The organism is Frankia sp. KB5, assembly GCF_002099325.1.
Classification (GTDB): Bacteria; Actinomycetota; Actinomycetes; order Frankiales; family Frankiaceae; genus Frankia; species Frankia casuarinae.
On sequence record NZ_MRUJ01000400.1, the window covers coordinates 1 to 1305 of the forward strand.

The window sequence follows — 1305 nt, forward strand, 5'->3', positions numbered from 1 at the left end:
TAATGGCAAGCTTGATCGTGGGGCGTTGCCGGCGCCGGATTTCGGTGGGTTGGTGACTGGGGGGGCGCCGCGTACCGCGGTCGAGGAGGTGTTGTGTTCGTTGTTTGCGGAGGTGTTGCGGCTTGATCGGGTGGGGGTCGACGACGGGTTCTTCGAGCTGGGTGGCGATTCCCTGCTCGCGATGCGGCTGATCGCGCGGATCCGGGAGACGCTGGACGTCGAGGTGAACATCCGCAAGCTGTTCGTCACGCCGACGCCGGCGGGCGTCGCCCGGCTGCTCGACGGCGGCGGACGGCCCCGGGCGGCGCTGGTCCGGGCGGTCCGCCCGGCGGTGGTTCCGCTGTCGTACGGCCAGACCCGGATGTGGTTCCTCAACCGGCTTGAGGGCGGCGCGGCGGTCTACAACATTCCGCTGGTCCTGCGGCTGCGCGGCGACCTCGACGTGGCGGCCCTGCGGGCGGCGCTGGGCGACGTCGCGTTGCGACACGAGAGCCTGCGGACGATATTTCCTGACGTTGGCGGAACGCCACAATCGCGGATCTTGACGGGTGAGGCCGGCTCTCCCGTGTTGTCGGTGGTGGAGGTGGCGGCGGAGGATGTGCCGTTGTTGCTGCGGGCGGAGGTGGGGCGGGGTTTTGATGTGGGGCGGGAGTTGCCGTGGCGGGTGTCGTTGTTCGTGGTGTCCGCGCGGGAGCATGTTCTGGTGGTGGTGGTGCATCATATTGCGGCGGATGGCTGGTCGATGGGGGTGTTGGGGCGTGATTTGTCGGCGGCGTATGCGGCGCGGTTGTCGGGGCGGGCGCCGTCGTGGGTGGGGTTGCCGGTGCAGTATGCGGATTATGCGTTGTGGCAGCGTGCGGTGTTGGGGAGTGAGTCTGATCCGGGTAGTTTGTTGAGTGCGCAGTTGGGGTAYTGGCGTTCTGCTTTGGCGGGTCTTCCGGTGGAGTTGGTGTTGCCGGTGGATCGGCCGCGTCCGGCGGTGGCGAGTTATCGGGGTGGGGCGGTGCCGGTGCGGGTGGGTGCGGGGGTGCATGGGCGGTTGGTGGAGGTGGCGCGGGCGGGGCAGGCGACGTTGTTCATGGTGGTGCAGGCGGCGGTGGCGGTGTTGCTGTCGCGGTTGGGTGCGGGGGTTGATATTCCGGTGGGGACGGCGGTGGCGGGTCGGGGTGCGGCGGCGTTGGATGATCTGGTCGGGTTTTTTGTCAATACGTTGGTGTTGCGGGTCGGTCTTGGTGGTGATCCGTCGTTTGCTGAGGTGGTGGGTCGGGTGCGTGAGGTGGATCTGGCTGCCTATGCGCATCAGGA

Annotated in this window: 1 protein-coding gene; it reads left to right on the forward strand. The window is 67.9% G+C overall.

Annotated elements, in window-relative coordinates; all coding sequences use genetic code 11:
- Positions 1 to 52 precede the first annotated feature (52 nt).
- A partial coding sequence (locus KBI5_RS24790; protein ID WP_241883189.1) for a condensation domain-containing protein occupies positions 53 to 1305 on the forward strand: 1253 nt, incomplete at its 3' end.